A 17,417-nucleotide genomic window follows, 5' to 3' on the forward strand; every position below is an offset into this window, starting at 1 on the left:
ATTCATGATAATCATTATCTTTTAGGTGAAAGTTTTGTTAGAATGAAAGGGTATCGACTATAGTGGGAGTGTTAATATGTCAGACGTAAATATATTTTTAGCTTTAGGTGCGGGATTTTTGAGCTTTATTTCACCATGCTGCCTGCCGCTTTATCCCGCCTTTTTATCGTACATCACTGGAATGTCGGTAGGGGAATTGCAGAGTGAAAATGCTTTACTGCAAAAACGAAGCCTGCTTCACACACTGTTTTTCCTATTAGGATTTTCGATTATTTTTATTGCCATCGGCTTTGGGACATCCTTCCTTGGCAGCTTTTTCTTATCGTATAAAGATCTCATTCGTGAGCTTGGCGGCATTTTTATTGTTTTCTTCGGACTTGTTATCGTTGGAGTATTTAAACCAGATATTTTGATGAAGGACCGCCGTTTCGAGTTTAAAAATCGTCCAGCGGGTTACTTTGGCTCCATTTTAATCGGGATGGCCTTTGCTGCAGGCTGGACACCTTGTACGGGTCCTATTCTTTCAATTGTCATTTCCCTTGCGGCAACAAACCCTAGTTCAGGAGTTTTATATATGCTGGCCTATTCACTGGGCTTCGCGATTCCGTTTCTAATCCTCTCATTCTTTGTCGGACGAATGAAATGGATTAAAAAGAACAGCGGCAAGATTATGAAGATTGGCGGCTATATCATGATTGTCATGGGGATCGTCCTATTCTTTGACTGGATGACCAAAATCATTACCCTCTTCTCCGGACTATTTGGGGGCTTTACTGGATTCTAAAATTTACATTAAATTTTGTTCAATTTTTATATTCTGTTGTATAATATGTAAGTAAATTCTTAGATAAGGAAGAGAATCCAATGAACTACGTTGTTGTTTCTTCAATCGGAGCAGTTTTTATGGGCTTTTTTGTCTTATTCATACGGATGAAGGCAGCGAACAAACCCACAAATCTTAAAAAGATTATTCTGCCGCCTTTTTTCATGTCCAGCGGTGCCCTAATGTACTTGTCTCCGCAATTTCGGTTAACACCGATGGAAATTTTAGAAGCTGTCATCGTCGGAATGCTTTTTTCCATATTGTTGGTTAAAACCTCACAATTTGAAATTCGCGACAATGACATTTATTTAAAGAGATCAAAGGCGTTTATATTTATTTTAGTCGGATTATTAGTGGTCCGCGTTGTTTTAAAAACCATCTTAAGCAGTACAATTGATATTGGCCAGCTTAGCGGCATGTTCTTCCTACTTGCCTTCAGCATGATCGTGCCATGGCGTGTGGCTATGTATCGGGATTATAAAAAACTCCATAAGCAATTACATGGATAAACACTGATTCTTCTCGAATCAGTGTTTTTTTAATTCCCTCCTAATGAATATAAAGAGAAATCGCTTAATAAAAATTATTAAGCTTATTTTTTTGTATTCAAGTGTTACAATGTCATGTGATGGTTTAACAGAATCCTCCGATATCTCATGTGTTTTATGGATGACTACGTGATTGGGGAGATACCATTGAGAAAATTATCGGTTATTTTTGTTCTGTTACTAGGCCTTGTGTTACACGCTACCCCGATTGAAGCTAGCGGCAATTCCCAGTTCATTATTATTAATAAAAGGACGAATACGCTTGCCTTTTATGATGGCGGTCATTTGGTTAAAACCTTTAAAGTGGCAACGGGAAAAACAAGAGATTTGACGCCAGAAGGGAAATTTAGGATTGTCAACAAGATCATCAATCGGCCCTACTATAAAGAACATATAGCCGGAGGGGATCCCCGAAATCCATTAGGAAACCGCTGGATGGGGCTAGAGGCCAGAGGTACATATGGCACAACCTACGGGATACATGGAAATAATAATGAAAATTCGATTGGTAAATATGTCAGTCACGGCTGTGTCCGAATGCATAATGAGGAAGTACGCTGGCTGTTTAGCCAGGTCCAAATGTATACAACGGTGGTCATCACCTATTCGAACAGCAGCTTCGACACGATTGCACAAGCGAATGGTTATGGTGTAAGCGTTCCTGCATCTGGTGGAATAGAAAATGAGAATCCTGCACCGCTTAATGGCTGGGTAGAGACGAACGGTAAAACCTATTATTATACAAATGGGACGGTAAAAATTGGCTGGCAGTCCGTTAACGGCAAATCGTATTATTTTGATAATAAGGGAGTTATGAAGACTGGTTGGCTGTCTCTTGACGGCAAGACTTATTATCTGGATGGAAAAGGGGTCAGGCAAACGGGCTGGGTAGAAGAAAGCGGCAAGAGATATTACTTTGATCAAACAGGCGTGATGAAAACAGGGTGGTTTGATGAGAATGTCAAGTGGTTTTATCTTGATCCGAAAACTGGAGAGATGAAAACCGGCTGGCTGTCTTTAGGTGAAAAAAGCTATTATCTCGATTATGACGGTGTCTTGAAAACAGGTTGGGTGCAAGCCGAAGACAAATGGTATTATCTCAATCAGAGCGGAGCAATGGATACAGGCTGGTTTAATTTTAATGGTAAATGGTATTATCAAGACGCTAATGGTGTGATAAACACGGTTGTAACACCCGTCATGAGCCAGTTTAAATTCTATGAAAATACGGAGCCCATACAGAACGGTTGGGTAACATTTTTAGGGAAAAGATATTATCTTGGCAATAATGATGGATTGGTATCAAGCTGGTTGAGCTTTGAAGGTTCAAGGTATTATCTCCATATTAGTCCGGATATGGCTGGAATTCAATGAAATGCAAATGAATTGTGTCCTGGCAGCTATGCTGTCAGGGCAATTTTTATGGTCAAAATAAAAACCGTTCTCGAATGGAACGGCTTAGAATAAGTGGTCATATGGCGCAACATCGATTCTATTTTCAAACAATTTTTTACGCAAAAATTTATGATCTCGTTTGGGTGTTGCTAGTATATAACCTCTGATGACCAGTTCTTCGGTAACTTTAGCAGCATTTTCTTTTAAAGCTATTTCGCCAATTTTACCGGCAATTTTATGCCTCGCCACATCACGGAAAAGTTCGGGAACCGGACTGACCAAATCTTCCAGAAGGGCTTTCTCGTCACCACTCCACAAATGACGTGTTTCATTTACATAATGTTCTTCCCAATCCATAACGGATTTGCCATCTTCCTTCGGCATCTTTTTTAAAAACTTTCGAAACATAAAATATCCGCCGATGGCAAACGAACCAACCAGGAAAACGACCCAGAAAAGGATAAACCATAAAAACCAACCATGTAGCATATTATTCACCTACAAAAAACTATTTTTCAACTTATTATAGTATGTTTTTGATAATAATGACAAGTTAACGCCTTTTAACAGCGTGGTATTAATAATGGAGCGAGAAAAGTGAAGGACCAAATGGTTGTCGAAAAAGTGACAAATAAAGTAATTCTATTGTAAAATACAATATACCAATGTATTATAATTAGGAATAATAGATTAAGAAATGGGGCTGAATGGGGTACTGGTGTCCTCCACAGTCTTCAAAACTGCTTGAGACCTGCGTGCCAGGTCTGGTGGGTTCGATTCCCACGCAGTCCCGCCAACTCAATCATATCAAGGGTTCTAACGAATACCTGTTGTACATAGACCAGAGGGCACTCGGTCTTTTTTTATTGATTGGTGCCCAAATGGTGCCTTTCACATTTTGGTGCCCTTGATATTTATTCAAGCAATCCATTTAAGTGATCTACTGCGATGCCTTCAATGGAATCAGTTACATGAGAATAAGTATCCAATGTAACTTGAATTTTGGAGTGTCCTAATCGTTCGCTGACTACTTTGGAATGTACACTTAAGCAACATTGTTGCATGGGAATGCCGCAAATCATGGAACCGGATGTCAGGAAGGTTGGCTGCTTTCAATGCTCTCTTAAACGCTCTCGATAATTCAGAGGGTATCATAATATTTCCTTTTGAGTTGCAAAAGACCAAATTATGTGGGTTAAATGTTTCGCCAAGGATTTTTCTTCGATGATCATGCTCTTCTTTTAGTTTAACCATTAACTTTGTCAGTTCGATAGTTAACCTTATTCCTCTAGGTCTCTCATTTTTGGGAATTGGATTGAAGAAATATTTTCCATTTGCTTCGGTAATAGTTTGCCTGATATAGAACTTCTCAGCTTTAAAATCCACGTTTTCCCAGGTCAATCCCATTAATTCGCTTTTCCTCATTCCGGTGTGAGCTGCGGCATAGATTACGGGAAAATACACCGGTGTTTTTTCCTTAGCGATTTTCAGCAATACATTCAGCTGTTCGGCACTATGAGTCTTCATTTCTCGTTTGCCTGGTTTAGGTGGTTTTGCCCCTTTTGCCACGTTTTTGCTGATGAATTCCCAATCAATCGCGTCATTTAAAGCTTTCGAAAGGACACGATGGTGATGTGTCACTGATTGAGCGGACAAAACTTCTAATTTTTCTTTATAGTAGTTTTGAAGCTGAGTGCTCTTAAGTTCAATCAGCATGATGTGTCCTAAAGATGGTTGAAGATGGGTTTTGATAATCTTCTCATATTCGGCGATAGTTTTAGGCTTTAGGTTTGTCCTTACATAGTTTTCAATCCAATAATCTAAGTAAGCTCCTAATGCCAATTTTTCTTTATTAAAAGAATATCCACTTTTTAGTTCGAGCATCAGCTCTGCCATAGCTGATTTGGCCTCACTCATTTTCTTAAAGCCTCTTCTCTTTATTCTTTTACGATTGCCATTTGAATCTTTACCTGCTTCTAAAACAAAATAATATGTTCCATTCTTATCTTTTTTCGGGTAACCACCCATTCTATTCTCCTCCACTTAGGAGACACCAAGCATATCTGCACCTAATTGTATAATAATTGGATATTAGGATATTGGCAAATATAGATGGTGTCATTTTGCTTTTATTTAAACTGATTTATTATGGCCCAAAAAAGAAGGGCTTCTTATGTGGAAACAGAAACTGATGGTGGTCCATGTATAGGGAAATATGGAAAATACCAAGTTTTTTCTAATATAAGTAGGGAAACAACTCCTCAAACTGTGGGTGGTAAATACAGAGACCAAAGAAGTAAGAAAAGTGGTTGGAGATTATAGGAGAAAAGACTTGAAAATGATATTTACCTAGTAAAAAACCGCTGCTATTCCTGCGGAAAATAGGATTAGCAGCTAGGTGTATTAAGAACTTTTGGTCAATTTATTTATTTCAAAACGATCAACAGCAAGACTATTCAAGTTTATTGTACTTATTGGGAAGCATGTATAAACATATTTTCGTCGGCCGCTGCTGACCTCTATTGACTAAAGAACCGCTTCAATTCTGCGAAAGGTGGTAATATGACGTTTCAGTCTTGATGGCCTGTAGGTTTCTTTGGCCGCGTGACAGGTCTGGTGGGTTCGATTCCCACGCAGTCCTGCCATGATAATGTTTTTAAGTTTTTTGTCGACAAATCCGATAAATTTCGGGTTCGCCCACAGTCCGAGCAGGCTAGTTTAGGCTTGCCTTTATCTATATGATCAAGTATTAATAAACGTATTAAGTTATCCGCGTCTTCCACCTCTACCGCCCTGTTGAATGCGCCCTTTTATACTTTTCTCCTAAATCTTATTTCGATTCCAAGGAAAATTCAAATGTTCTCTCAATACTTCTGGAAAACACTTTTTGCAATACCAATTACCATACTCGCTACCTGGAAGCTGCTGCATTTTCGTTTGTGGAAACCACTTTGCGCAGTAAGCACACATTTGTGTTACTTCCGATTCTCCCAATGCTCTTCAATCTCCAATTCTTCTTCAATCATTCTTTTTAACTGCGTTTCATCCACATATTTAGGACCTTTAATTAAAACATTTAAAGCTTCTCGATAGGTATAGGTTGTTTTAAAGGATGGACAATCAGAAAGCTTTTCGTATTCATTGCTCTTTCATTCCTTTTTTAGTTCCTCATATTCAATATCAACAAACCAAACCCTTAAACTGTTAATTGCGTGATCGTCTACTGACATTATTTTGCCCCCTTCGCTTTTGCGTATATGGTTGAATGTGGCACGCCTGTTTGTTTAGAAATGTCATTTACACTTAATCCATTTTTCTCTCGTTCTGCAAACAGCTTTAATGCCTTTTGATTTCCTTTGTGTCCTGTCCTTTTCTTCCTTAGTGTTTCCCTTGTGCTTTCGCCCGTTCTATCCCTTCTTTGGTCCGTTCATTGATGAGATCGCACTCGAATTCAGCAATTGCCCCCAGCATGGTAAACATGAACTTTCCAGCCGGAGTTGAAAAGTCGATCTGTTCCTTAATGAATACAACACCGATGTTTTTCTCTTGTAATTCATGAACAATATTATGTAAGTCTTTTATTGAACTGGCCTTCCAGTAAACAGGATGAAAGTCGCGCCCAACTAATGTGATAGAAGTTCCCTATGTAATTTTCCTCCGGATTTAAAAATAAATATGATAACCTACATAACAAAGATATACGACTAAAACAGTGAAAAATCCTTGTTCAATTGCACCGCCAGTACGAATTCCACCAGGTATACCTATATGGATTTTTAAAGGCCATAAAAACTTAATTCCTTGTTTTGTGAGCATATCAAGGATCATATGACTGAACATTCCCAGCAAGATACCGAATTCAATTTCTTTAGGCCAGGAAGTCTGCTGAAATAAGAAGAATGCTAAAACTAAAAACAAAAGACTATGAGTAAAGGAACGATGACCGAATACAGAGCTGACTATATTATCAATCAACGGTATCTTTCTGCCAATCGATGAACCGGTATGGTCGATATCAGGTATTAAAGCACCTAGAGCTAAACTACCAAAAAAAATAGCTTCATGGCCAACGGCCCCTCCCAAGTTTAAATATAGAGCGCCAGCTGCTAAACCCCCAACAATATGTGTTTTACCTTCCATGTTTCGCCCCTATTCTTTGCTTTCCATTTCTATAATTTCAGTATGAATTAGCTTTTGACTTAAATCAACCAGGTTGTTTTCCTTCAAGATGCAAAGTTTTAATTGTACGCAAATTATATATTTATAGATTAGAAGAAACTTGTCAAAAATTGCTTTTACACATCCAGAAAAAAGGCGACTTTTAATGGAACATGTCCTTTGAAAGCACGCATGTCTCAAGTAGTTTTGAAGACTGTGTATTCCTATATCCACTCTTTCAATTCGTAAAATAAAAAATTGATCAACACCTTACACGGTTTTCAATCTTTAACCGTAACAGTTTTCGTTCTACCTTTACAGTTTATTAATGGGGGGTACCATAAGGTATAATTTATTGATTTATGTTCGTGGGTAGAACAACATCAAAATACCACTAATCCCTTAGTTCAAAAAAAAGCGAGCACTGTTATTGAAGTGGTCGCCTTTTTTTGCGAATAAATTATAGTTTAATGTTTTGGATTGGTAGTGAGTGTACATTTATGTTACTAAAAAAATAAAAATACTACTAAAAAAATAAAAATACTACTAAAAAGCAACAAATGATAGTTGACAAAAGCAAGTAAATTTTTTATATTATCTATAAATTCAGAAAAAGAGGAATATTCAAAATGATAAATTTTAAAGAGGAAATTAGAAGATTTAACCGTTTTTACACTCGATTAATGGGGATAAGCAAACGATATACTGATGAGAGCAAATTTTCTGCAACAGAGGCTCTTATTTTATATGAGATCAGCATTAAATCTAACTGTACCGCTGCTTCGTTATGTGAGCTATTTAATTTAGATAAAGGGTATTTAAGTCGTATTTTAAAGCGATTAGAAGGCGATGAATTAATACAAAAAATTCCGTCAAGAGAGGACAAAAGAGTATTTCTATTATTAATTACAAAGAAGGGGGAAGAAGAGCTACAAAACTTAATTGGCACTTCAAACGAAACAGTAAACAGTTTAATCCAAAACATACCGGAAGAAAAAAGAATAGAATTAATTGAAGCAATGAGAAAAATTGAAGATATATTTGAACACTACTATTCTTAAAACTTTAAAACTATTTTAAGTAAATCATATTAAAAGGGGTTTTTTTATGAGAAAAAAAGTAATGGTGATTATGGTGTTAGTAGTTATGCTCCTTGTATCTGCCTGTTCCGCAAGTACTGCGGGATCTGATACTTCACAAGGTAATGGTAGCACAAAAAATAATGGGACCAAGAAAGATAGTTTAGTAATTGGGTTTGAAGCTGACGCAGCCACATTATTGGCAAATACCGATGTAAACTATGTAAGTGATGTTCAAATTCGCAATATTTATGATCCGTTAATTGAAAGAGATGCAAAGACAGGGGAATTCATACCAGCTTTAGCAACATCATGGAAAAACATTGATCAAAACACTTTGGAATTAACGTTAAGGAAAGGTATAAAATTTCAAAATGGCCAGCCCTTTAACGCTAATGCTGTAAAGTTTAATATCGACTTCATTCTCGATAAAAATAATAATTCCTTTTACCGTTCCCGTTGGGCAGATGTAAAGGAAGTAAAAGTGATTGACGATTATAAAGTTCAGATTATAACGTCCAAGCCTTTTCCAACAATGATTTCAAGGATTGCTGATGATTTACTAATTATGGAACCAAGTAATGTTATGAAGTTGGGGTTAGTAGAGGCAGCAAAACAGCCTGTTGGTACAGGTGCTTATAAAGTAAAAGAATGGGTCAGAGATGACCATTTAACATTAGAAGCGAACAATGACTATTGGAGAGGTAAACCGCCCATTAAGACCGTTACCTTCCGCTATATTCCTGAATTTAGTGCAAGGCTCTCCGCTTTCTTAAGTGGTGAAATTGATTTATTCAAAAATATTCCTGTTGATTCAGTTGACAAAGTCAAAAACGATTCCACCTCAAAGGTAGAGAGCGTTCCCTCCTCTCGAATTAATTACGTTGCTTTAAACACTTTCTACAAAGGCCCGCTTCAAGACAAAAGGGTTCGTCAGGCAATTAACGAAGCCGTAAACGTCGATGAATTGCTTAAGAATGTTCTAAATGGAAACGGAACGAAATTAACTGGCCCATTATCTAAAATTAATGCAGATTATGTTCAAACGGACAGCTACCAATATGATCCTAAAAAAGCTGTTGCATTATTAAAAGAAGCAGGGTATGAACCTAACCAACTTAGTTTGACCCTTGACACACCTAACGGAAGATACCCAATGGATTCACAGGTTGCTCAGGCTATTGCGGCACAGCTGGGAAAGATAGGAATTAAAGTGAAGGTCCAGGTGAATGAATGGGGTAACCACATTGCAAAAATCCGCCAGCATGAAATGATGGATATGTTTATTTTAGGATGGGGACCGGCTTTCGATGCTCAGTCGACAATTGAAAACTTATTTACCAAAGATGCTCCTTACAGTAGCTTCTATGATCCAACACTTGAAAAGCAAATTGGTGCCGCAATTCCAATTTTTGACCCTTCTGCTCGTAAAAATGCATTTGGAGACCTGCAAAAACGTCTCGTGGATGAAGCGGCTTGGGTTCCACTATGGCAGCAAAAGGATTTATACGCGGCTAGAAAAAACTTAAATTTCAAACCTCGTCCAGATGAAAAAATACTTGCCTTTGATATGAATTGGTAAATGTAAAAGATATTTTGAAGGCCTTCCTTAATGTCTTACCTGTCTAAAAAGGTGTTTAGACAAAGAGGTGGGCTTTCCTTTCTTAACAGACTTATTTCAATACGTGGAGGGCTCCCATGCTTGACTTTGTTTTTAAACGAACTATACAAATGTTGGTTGTTATTTTTTTATCCCTAACGGCTGTCTTTTTTATTATTAGACTTTCCGGTGACCCAACAGCATTATTCCTTCCGCCTGATGCTCCAAAAGAACAAATTGTCCAGTTCCAAAAACAATTAGGCTTTGACCGGCCATTATATGTTCAATATGGTGAATTTATTGCAAAAGCTGCCAGAGGGGATTTTGGTGTTTCATTACGAACAAGACAAGACGCTCTTTCCGTTGTTTTAGACCGAATTCCTGCAACCTTTCAATTAGCATTTACCGCTTTAGGTTTATCCGTTCTCATAGCTATTCCTATTGGTATTATATCTGCTTACCGGCGTAATTCTTTTTTTGACCAGATTGGTGTAGCCTTTACTGTCTTAGGTCAAGCGATTCCAAGCTTTTGGCTCGGACTCATTTTAATTTTCATTTTTGCTGTTTCTCTTAAGGTTCTTCCAACCGGTGGTGGAGGTTCTGTGTTACATATGATTTTACCTATGATTACATTGGCTGCCTATAGTGTGGCCCGGTTCGCCCGGTTTACCCGTTCAACCATGCTGGATGTGCTTCGGAAAGATTTTATTCGCACATCCAAAGCTTCAGGTGCTCCCGTTTTCCGCATTTTGTACAAATATGCCCTTAAGAACGCGCTTATTCCGATTATAACTTTGGTTGCTCTTGATCTTGGCGTTCTATTAGGTGGTGCGGTGATAACTGAGGTTGTTTTCTCATGGCCGGGACTTGGAAGACTGATGATGCAATCTTTGCTAAACAGAGATTTTCCAATCGTAATGGCAGGAGTATTTTTTATCTCTGTGATCTATTCACTGATCAATTTTATAGCGGACCTTTTATATGCTTATGTCAATCCTCAGATACGAATAAAGTAGGTGAATGATTGTGTCAAATCCAGTAGTTGAAAAAAATAACTTGCAGAGAACCGTCCTCATGTCTTCCAAAAAACAATTAAAATTGAATTTCTTTTTTCGTCAGTTGTTTAAAAGCTATACAGGACTAATCGGTTTTTTGATTATCTTACTAGTAGTTACCTTAGGGATTTTAGGGAATGTGCTAGCCCCATTTGACCCTATGTATACCGATTTTAGCAAAAAACTATTACCGCCATTAACGAAAGGTCATTTTTTAGGGACAGACCAGCTTGGCAGAGATATCTTTTCAAGAATTTTAGTTGGAACAAGGGTATCTTTACTGATTGGGGTAACAACCGTTATTTGTGCAGGGTTGATTGGAACTGTCGTTGGTGTTGTTGCAGGCTATTTCCGCGGATGGATTGATGTAGTATTAATGAGAATTGTAGATGTTCAATTAAGTTTTCCCTTTATTTTACTAGTTCTCGTTATTAATGCCATCATTGGCACAGGACTTAAAAACATTATTATTTCTCTTGTAATTGGGGGATGGGTTATTTTTGCCAGGGTGGTCCGAAGTGAAGTGTTAACACTTAGGGAAAAAGAGTATATTCTCTCCTGTATCGCCATTGGCGTCCCAAGATGGGAGATTATCATCAAACATATATTACCAAATTTATTTACCCCGATCATTGTTTTATCTTCCCTGCAAATTGCCACGTTTATTATTGCCGAAGCTTCCGTCAGCTTTTTAGGGTTTGGCGTTCAACCGCCTACCCCAGCCTGGGGAAATATGCTGAGTGAAGGGAAGGACTTTATTTTTAGTGCGTGGTGGCTAATCACTTTTCCTGGAATCGCCATTGTGATTACAGCGTTAGGTGTCAATTTATTTGGGGACTGGCTCCGTGATATTCTAGATCCTGAGTTAAAAGGAAACTAATAGGGGAAAGGGAAGCACTAAAATGACAAAAAAAATATTAGATGTCCGTAATATAAAAGTTAGGTTTAAGACAGTGAGTGGGGTTGTCCAACCAGTAAATGGAGTGAGCTTTCAAGTATATGAGGGTGAAACACTAGGAATAGTGGGTGAATCTGGTTGTGGAAAAAGCGTTACTTCCTTGGCTGTGATGGGGCTTCTGCCAGAACCGATTGGTTACGTTGCCGGTGGTGAAATATTTTTAGAAGATAAAGAGATGACGAAATTAAGTGACAGGCAGCTCAGAAAAATAAGGGGAAATGACATGGCGATGATTTTTCAGGAGCCGATGACTTCGTTAAACCCTGTTTTTACGATTGGAGAGCAATTAAGTGAACCGTTAAAGCAGCATACGAAATTATCCAAAAGGGAAATAAAAAACCGCATTATTGAAATGCTCCAACTTGTTGGGATTCCACGAGCAGAAGAAATCTTCCATGAATATCCATACCAGCTCTCCGGCGGTATGAGACAAAGAGTTATGATTTCCCTTGCGATGCTTTGCCATCCCAAACTATTAATTGCAGATGAACCAACAACCGCACTGGATGTAACTATCCAAGCCCAAATACTTGAATTAATGAAAACAATCAAAGCTGAAAATAAGATGGCGCTAATGCTGATTACTCATGATCTCGGTGTGGTTGCCGAAATGTGTGATCGAGTCATCGTAATGTATGCGGGTCAAGTTGTTGAAGCATCCGATGTGCGTACATTGTTCACAACACCTAAACACCCTTATACAAAAGGGTTGTTAGCCTCCTTACCTAATAACGAAAACAGAAAAAAAGAGCTTTATTCCATAAAAGGGAGCGTTCCTCGCCCAGATGAACTCCCAAAAGGGTGTGCATTTTCAAACCGCTGCCCGAAAGCATTCGACAAATGTTTCTTAGAAAAACCGCAGCTTTTTGAACATGAGAATCAATCGTGCCGATGCTGGCTCTACGAAACTGAGAATAAAGAGGTTATTGGAAATGCAAAATGAAGCCATTTTAGAAGTGAAAAATTTAAAAAAATATTATGAGTTAAACCAGGGTTTTTTTAAAAAGAATACATATTTGAAAGCGGTTGATGATATTTCTTTTAGTGTTTTGAAAGGGGAAACCTTCGGACTTGTTGGCGAAAGCGGCTGTGGAAAATCAACGACCGGCAGAACGATATTAAAGCTTAATGACCCAACAGGGGGAGAGATCCTTTATGAAGGGAAGGATATTAGTTCCCTCTCCTATGAGGAAATGCGAAAGCTAAGAAGAAAATTGCAAATGGTGTTTCAAGATCCATATGCTTCATTAAACCCTAAGAAAACAATTAGACAGATTTTGACGGAGCCTTTGCGTGTTCATGGTCTTTATTCGCCTATGGAGCGGGTACGAAAGGCAATTGAAATTCTCGAAATCGTCGGATTATCTGAATACCATTTAGACCGATATCCACATGAGTTTTCCGGCGGGCAACGGCAAAGAATCGGGATTGCGAGAGCTGTTATTCTCCATCCTGAATTAATTATTACTGATGAGCCCGTATCGGCTTTAGATGTTTCCGTTCAATCCCAAGTTATTAACCTTTTATTAAAGCTGCAAAAGGAATATAAGCTTACCTATATCTTTATTTCCCATGATTTAGGAGTTGTTCGCCATATTACAGATCGAGTGGCTGTAATGTATTTAGGCAAAATTGTTGAATTAGCGGATACGGAGGAGCTGTTCCAAAATCCAAAGCATCCTTATACAAAAGCATTAATTTCAGCAGTTCCCATTCATCATCCTGATGAAACTAAGGAGAGAATCATCCTCAAAGGCGATGTTCCGAGTCCTGTAAATCCACCACAAGGGTGTACATTCCACCCTCGTTGTTCGGAATGTATGAAGATTTGTAAAACAGAAAAACCTCCAGTTACCACCTTCGAAAATGGGCATTCGGTTGCTTGCCACCTTTACTCATAAAATTAAAAAAAGGGAGATGGAAAGATGTTATTATCGATTCCAGTTAAGGAAATTTTAGAAAGGCAAACCAAATTTTTCGGTTCCTTAGTCGATAAGAAAGTGGATTGTGCTGTTCTTTTCAGTGTCACCGATATTTTTTATTTAACAGGCTTTCATTTTCATCCAACTGAGCGTCCACTTGCATTTTTAATAGATTCACAACAAAATACCCACTTGTTTGTCCCAGCCCTAGAGCACGAACATGCTGAAGAATTTGCGCATGTGAATTTTGTCCATTCATATCCAGAATATCCTGGTATACGTCATCCGATGGAATATCTAAAGGATTTGTTAGTGGAAGCGGACTTTTATGGTAAAGTAGTAGGTTATGATGCAATTGGCTATGGCTCATCAATGGGGTATCGTGGACCTGTAGTCAGCGAATTCCTAAATGCTGAATTCGTATCTATTAAAGGATTAGTAGAAGAAATGCGATTTATCAAATCGCCAGCGGAGATTGAATTAATAAAAGAATCTTGCCGTTGGGGAAACCTTGCCCACAGATTACTGCAAAAATACACTAATCCAGGATTGAGTGAAATTGAGATTACAAGTAAAGCATCTACTGAAGCTACAATGGCAATGATTGAAACTTTGGGTAAGGACTATAAGCCTCACGGAAATACCGCATATGCAGTGTTCCGCGGCCAGGTTGGTGAAATGTCAGCATTTCCACATGCTGTTACCCAAAATCTTGTTTTAAAGAAAGGGGACACTCTGGTTACAGGAGCCGCAGCAGATGTCTGGGGTTATCATAGTGAACTAGAGAGAACCATGTTTGTCCTTGAGGCTAATAAAGAACAAGAAAAGTATTTTCAGATCATGTATGGAGCACAAGAAACCGCCTTTAAATCTATTAAACCAGGGCTGCCATGTTCAACTGTTGAACAAGAAGTGAGGAAATACTTTAAAGAAACAGGTGTGGAGCATTTAGTCCAACATCATACCGGTCATGCCATAGGCCTGTTAGGACACGAAGCGCCATTCTTTGATTTGGGTGAAGAAACGATTATGCAGCCAGGAATGGTGTTTACCGTTGAACCTGGACTGTATGTAAGAGGATTAGGCGGCTTTAGACATTCTGATACCGTCCTCGTAACGGAAAACGGGATGGAGATGTTAACCTATTATCCTCGTGATTTTGCATCCATGATTTGTTACTAAAATATATCTAATAAAATATAAAAATAATAAGAGTGGTGGAAGCAGGTAGAATTGCTTTCCCACTTTTTAAAGGAGATGGGTTTTGTGCTAGAAAAATTATATGTTCTTTTAGAAGAAAATTACGAAGAGATGGTAGGAATCCGCCGTCACTTGCATGAGAATCCAGAGCTTTCTTTTGAGGAAGTCGAGACTCCAAAATTTATTGCCTCCTTTCACGAAAAACTTGGGCATGAAGTTCGTACAGGAGTTGGCGGACGGGGTGTCGTTGCCACACTCCGAGGCAGCAAGCCAGGTAAAACAGTAGCACTAAGAGCCGATTTTGATGCACTACCCATCCAGGAAGAAAATGACGTTTCTTATAGATCTAAAGTACCTGGTGTTATGCATGCTTGCGGACATGATGGACATACGGCTACCTTACTTGCTCTAGCAAAAGCACTCAATCTATTAAAGGATGAAATTGAGGGGAATGTTGTTTTTATTCATCAACATGCGGAGGAATTTGCTCCTGGTGGTGCGATTGCGATGGTCGAGGATGGGTGTCTTGATGGGGTAGATGTTATTTTTGGAACTCATATTTGGGCGCTGAGTCCTGTTGGTGAAATAGGTTACCTTGCTGGTCCTGCATATGCTGCAGCTGATCGTTTTCACATTAAGATTCAAGGCAAGGGGGGCCATGGGGCTCAACCACATCTAACAAAGGATAGTATCGTTATTGCTTCCCAGCTGGTATTAAACCTACAGCAAATTGTCAGCCGCCGTGTGGATCCCATTGAATCAGCCGTTGTTTCTGTTGGATCGTTTGAAGCAAAGAACGCCTTTAATGTTATTGCCGATACAGTAGAACTGACAGGAACGGTTAGAACTTTTAAGGAAGAAGTTCAAGCAAAAGTAGAAAACGAAATCAAACGAATTACAAAAGGGACATGCATGGCAGCTGATGCCGAATTTTCATACCAATTTATCAAAGGATATCCGGCACTTGTGAACCATGAAGAGGAAACCGAATTTATCGCAGCACTTGCTCCTTCTGTAGCAGGCGTGACAAAAACGGTTGAAATCCAGCCGCATATGGGTGGGGAGGATTTTACTTATTACCTTAAAAAGGTCCCCGGAACATACTTTATTACCGGTGCCCAAATTGCGACCCGCGAGGTGACATACCCACATCATCATCCTAAGTTCGATATTGATGAAAAAGGATTATTGGTCGCTGCAAACGTACTTGGGGCTGCTACTTTAACGTACCTAAAAAACGGTGGAGTGCATCTACCCAATAAGAAAGAATTAAAATTAGTTTAAAAATGTAACTAATAATACTGAGACGGGGAGGTTTTATTTGAACTAACACTAAACCAAATCCACTTTTTTCAGTCTATATTAATATCCTTCTGAAGTCATAATACAAGCAGTGATGTTGTCCTTATGGAAATCCAAACCACATGCACTTTCAAAGCCATTAAGTTGGAGGATGGTGCAACAATCAGAATTAGGATTAATCTACCATGAGTGCTTCCCGAAAGGGTGCGACAGTCTGTGGTGCACCGTGGTCGTTGGAGTCAGACTACCGGATGGGTTCTAAGGCACCATAGTTGATCGACATTTTCTATTATATATGCATGAGTGGCCATCCTCATATTTGGCATAGGTGAGGCTGAAACCAGGGACAGATGTACATGTCTTTGTGATGTTAGACTACTCATCATTCGTTAAATCATGAAGGAATTGCGCTAAAAGACCTGATTAAAAGGATGAAAGAAGAAGGAGTAATTCCTACTCCAAACCCGGCTTTCTTCTACGAATATGGAGATGGATATTTAAAAAATTACGGGGAACGTACCAAACAAATGTATCCATTGAATAGCTACCTTCAGGCAGGGGTGCCGGCTGTGATTGCATCAGACTGTCCAGTGACTGATTTCAATCCAATGAGGGGGATTCATAGTGCCATTACCAGAATCTCAACATCTGGAAAGGTGGTGGGGGAACAGGAACGAATCGGTCTTTTAGATGCGATCCGTATGATTACATGGAACGGGGCTTACGCTTCCTTCAGTGAGAATGTAACGGGTTCAATTGAACCTGGAAAATTGTCAGACTTGATTATTCTGGATCGCTTCATCCTAAGCGCCGAAGCGGATGAAATCCCTTCTATTCAAGTAGTTTTGACCATGATTGATGGGGAAGTAGTCCATCAAGGACCTTTTGGCCGATCGTAATTGGTTTTCTCAAGGGTGGTCGGCACTCTCCCCAAACAGAAGGGGGGGATGGTGGATGACAGAATTGAATCATTAGTGTTTGCGGTTGGTTTTGCTGGTTTAATCGTAACTATACTGTCAATAAATCAAAAAAATAACCCACCCATAGCCAACCCCTCTCTGAGGGAACCGTCTATTGCTGGACCGGACATATGGTAGCATGTTTGGTCGTTTTTTATTATAATCTTCTGATTTTTCGAAAAATCACCTTGTAATATAGTAATAATTTAGAATATACTGAAAATGTAAATAAAGTTTAAACTTCAAAAAGTTCACCTATTTAAAGTAATAACTTTAAAAAATGGGTGGATACAAAGAAGGAACATAAATCCACGAAAGGAGATGAAAAAATACGTAATTAGTAAACTGATTTTGCATCAGTAGTTTTATCCCCAGATTTCTTTTACTTCCAAAACAACTAGAAACATCCACTCAGTTT

General features: G+C 38.7%; 14 protein-coding genes, 1 tRNA gene and 2 pseudogenes. 13 read left to right on the forward strand and 4 right to left on the reverse strand.

All coding sequences use genetic code 11. The features are described 5' to 3' along the window. Positions 1-76: 76 nt before the first annotated feature. The 3 genes from AC59HZ_RS08045 to AC59HZ_RS08055 all read left to right on the forward strand — a co-directional run bounded on the left by AC59HZ_RS08045 (position 77) and on the right by AC59HZ_RS08055 (position 2,745). Positions 77-784 (forward strand): cytochrome c biogenesis CcdA family protein, encoded by a 708-nt coding sequence (locus AC59HZ_RS08045; protein WP_496545286.1) that lies wholly within the window; start codon positions 77-79, stop codon positions 782-784. 80 nt (positions 785-864) lie between these two features. After that, complete coding sequence (locus AC59HZ_RS08050) at positions 865-1,332, forward strand: CcdC family protein (RefSeq protein WP_496545287.1); 468 nt, start codon at positions 865-867, stop codon at positions 1,330-1,332. 186 nt (positions 1,333-1,518) lie between these two features. Next, on the forward strand, positions 1,519-2,745 hold the full coding sequence (locus AC59HZ_RS08055; RefSeq protein WP_496545288.1) for a L,D-transpeptidase: 1,227 nt from the start codon (positions 1,519-1,521) through the stop codon (positions 2,743-2,745). 84 nt (positions 2,746-2,829) lie between these two features. Here the strand turns inward: AC59HZ_RS08055 and AC59HZ_RS08060 are convergent, their stop codons facing one another. Beyond that, positions 2,830-3,255 (reverse strand): DUF2621 domain-containing protein, encoded by a 426-nt coding sequence (locus AC59HZ_RS08060; RefSeq protein WP_496545289.1) that lies wholly within the window; start codon positions 3,253-3,255, stop codon positions 2,830-2,832. Positions 3,256-3,465: 210 nt separating this feature from the next. Here AC59HZ_RS08060 and AC59HZ_RS08065 point away from each other — a divergent pair. Beyond that, a tRNA-Sec gene (locus AC59HZ_RS08065) sits at positions 3,466-3,562 on the forward strand. Positions 3,563-3,729: 167 nt separating this feature from the next. On the opposite strand, the gene AC59HZ_RS08070 is transcribed toward AC59HZ_RS08065, so the two are convergent. The 3 genes and pseudogenes from AC59HZ_RS08070 to AC59HZ_RS08080 form a co-directional block, all read right to left on the reverse strand. Further along, positions 3,730-4,794: a site-specific integrase gene (locus tag AC59HZ_RS08070; RefSeq protein WP_496545290.1), complete on the reverse strand. Its 1,065-nt coding sequence runs from the start codon at positions 4,792-4,794 to the stop codon at positions 3,730-3,732. Between the two features lie 1,201 nt (positions 4,795-5,995). Continuing rightward, positions 5,996-6,357 (reverse strand): annotated as a pseudogene (locus AC59HZ_RS08075) (recombinase family protein); the annotation flags it as partial. 72 nt (positions 6,358-6,429) lie between these two features. Then, positions 6,430-6,906 carry a metal-dependent hydrolase gene (locus AC59HZ_RS08080; RefSeq protein ID WP_496545291.1) on the reverse strand — a complete coding sequence of 159 codons (477 nt, stop codon included), beginning with the start codon at positions 6,904-6,906 and terminating at the stop codon, positions 6,430-6,432. A gap of 647 nt (positions 6,907-7,553) precedes the next feature. On the opposite strand from AC59HZ_RS08080, the gene AC59HZ_RS08085 reads away from it, so the two are divergent. The 9 genes and pseudogenes from AC59HZ_RS08085 to AC59HZ_RS08125 form a co-directional block, all read left to right on the forward strand. Further along, positions 7,554-7,985 carry a MarR family winged helix-turn-helix transcriptional regulator gene (locus tag AC59HZ_RS08085; protein ID WP_496545292.1) on the forward strand — a complete coding sequence of 144 codons (432 nt, stop codon included), beginning with the start codon at positions 7,554-7,556 and terminating at the stop codon, positions 7,983-7,985. A gap of 46 nt (positions 7,986-8,031) precedes the next feature. Continuing rightward, positions 8,032-9,585, forward strand: a complete 1,554-nt coding sequence (locus AC59HZ_RS08090) for an ABC transporter substrate-binding protein (protein WP_496545293.1) — start codon at positions 8,032-8,034, stop codon at positions 9,583-9,585. 116 nt (positions 9,586-9,701) lie between these two features. Next, a complete protein-coding gene (locus AC59HZ_RS08095) occupies positions 9,702-10,619 on the forward strand; it encodes an ABC transporter permease (RefSeq protein WP_496545294.1) in 918 nt (305 codons plus the stop codon). A gap of 10 nt (positions 10,620-10,629) precedes the next feature. Further along, a complete protein-coding gene (locus AC59HZ_RS08100; protein ID WP_496545295.1) occupies positions 10,630-11,538 on the forward strand; it encodes an ABC transporter permease in 909 nt (302 codons plus the stop codon). Between the two features lie 22 nt (positions 11,539-11,560). Next, positions 11,561-12,559, forward strand: a complete 999-nt coding sequence (locus AC59HZ_RS08105; protein WP_496545296.1) for an ABC transporter ATP-binding protein — start codon at positions 11,561-11,563, stop codon at positions 12,557-12,559. Beyond that, on the forward strand, positions 12,549-13,517 hold the full coding sequence (locus AC59HZ_RS08110; RefSeq protein WP_496545362.1) for an ABC transporter ATP-binding protein: 969 nt from the start codon (positions 12,549-12,551) through the stop codon (positions 13,515-13,517). Before AC59HZ_RS08105 ends, AC59HZ_RS08110 begins: the two co-directional genes overlap by 11 nt. Positions 13,518-13,541: 24 nt before the next feature. Beyond that, positions 13,542-14,720: a M24 family metallopeptidase gene (locus tag AC59HZ_RS08115; protein ID WP_496545297.1), complete on the forward strand. Its 1,179-nt coding sequence runs from the start codon at positions 13,542-13,544 to the stop codon at positions 14,718-14,720. 84 nt (positions 14,721-14,804) lie between these two features. Further along, positions 14,805-16,022 (forward strand): amidohydrolase, encoded by a 1,218-nt coding sequence (locus AC59HZ_RS08120; RefSeq protein WP_496545298.1) that lies wholly within the window; start codon positions 14,805-14,807, stop codon positions 16,020-16,022. A 416-nt stretch (positions 16,023-16,438) separates the two neighbouring features. Next, a pseudogene (locus AC59HZ_RS08125) lies at positions 16,439-16,939 on the forward strand (amidohydrolase family protein); the annotation flags it as partial. Between the last annotated feature and the right edge of the window lie 478 nt (positions 16,940-17,417).

This window comes from Neobacillus sp. DZ-9, from assembly GCF_059587065.1.

Coding starts and splice junctions, on each gene's coding strand:
- AC59HZ_RS08045 (WP_496545286.1), top strand. CDS start 77: ATGTCAGACGTAAATATATTTTTAGCTTTAGGTGCGGGATTTTTGAGC.
- AC59HZ_RS08050 (WP_496545287.1), top strand. CDS start 865: ATGAACTACGTTGTTGTTTCTTCAATCGGAGCAGTTTTTATGGGCTTT.
- AC59HZ_RS08060 (WP_496545289.1), bottom strand. CDS start 3,255: ATGCTACATGGTTGGTTTTTATGGTTTATCCTTTTCTGGGTCGTTTTC.
- AC59HZ_RS08070 (WP_496545290.1), bottom strand. CDS start 4,794: ATGGGTGGTTACCCGAAAAAAGATAAGAATGGAACATATTATTTTGTT.
- AC59HZ_RS08080 (WP_496545291.1), bottom strand. CDS start 6,906: ATGGAAGGTAAAACACATATTGTTGGGGGTTTAGCAGCTGGCGCTCTA.
- AC59HZ_RS08085 (WP_496545292.1), top strand. CDS start 7,554: ATGATAAATTTTAAAGAGGAAATTAGAAGATTTAACCGTTTTTACACT.
- AC59HZ_RS08090 (WP_496545293.1), top strand. CDS start 8,032: ATGAGAAAAAAAGTAATGGTGATTATGGTGTTAGTAGTTATGCTCCTT.
- AC59HZ_RS08095 (WP_496545294.1), top strand. CDS start 9,702: ATGCTTGACTTTGTTTTTAAACGAACTATACAAATGTTGGTTGTTATT.
- AC59HZ_RS08105 (WP_496545296.1), top strand. CDS start 11,561: ATGACAAAAAAAATATTAGATGTCCGTAATATAAAAGTTAGGTTTAAG.
- AC59HZ_RS08110 (WP_496545362.1), top strand. CDS start 12,549: ATGCAAAATGAAGCCATTTTAGAAGTGAAAAATTTAAAAAAATATTAT.
- AC59HZ_RS08115 (WP_496545297.1), top strand. CDS start 13,542: ATGTTATTATCGATTCCAGTTAAGGAAATTTTAGAAAGGCAAACCAAA.